This window comes from Oleiphilus sp. HI0132 (assembly GCF_001635845.1).
Genome location: NZ_LWGJ01000681.1, coordinates 1 through 522, shown reverse-complemented (window position 1 = coordinate 522; position 522 = coordinate 1). Strand labels below are relative to the sequence as shown.

Below are 522 nucleotides of genomic sequence, written 5' to 3'. Positions count from 1 at the left end.
AAAGGAAGCGTTTTCTACTGGGTCCCAGAACCACCAGCCACCCCAGCCAAGTTCATAATATGCCCACCAGCTACCCAGGGAAATACCTAAGGTGAGGAACGCCCAGGCTACTGTAGTCCAGGGGCGTGACCATCTAGCCCAAGCTGAATCTAGTTGACCGCTCATCAATGCGGCAATCGCAAAGGCAAACACAACCGAAAAACCGACATAGCCCATATAGAGCATTGGCGGATGAACGATCAGTCCAAAGTCTTGAAGTAGAGGGTTTAGATCAGCGCCCTCTGCTGGAAACTCCGGTAAGTAACGGTCGAAAGGGTTTGACGTCAAAATAATGAAGGATAAAAAACCGATACTTATCATCCCCATTACCGATAACACTCTTGCGAGAATATCTGAAGGCAGTTGCTTGGAAAATAACACAACAGCCGCAATCCAGCCGGAAAGAATCAATGCCCAAAGTAATAAAGACCCTTCATGACCACCCCAAATTGCACTTATCTTATATTGCAGTGGTAACAGTGT

1 protein-coding gene is annotated in these 522 nt (G+C 47.1%); it reads right to left on the bottom strand.

Features of this window, described 5'->3' with window-relative positions:
* Nucleotides 1–522, bottom strand: a 522-nt coding sequence (gene ccsA, locus A3766_RS08170; protein WP_197479434.1) for a cytochrome c biogenesis protein CcsA, incomplete at both ends; no start/stop codon positions are given.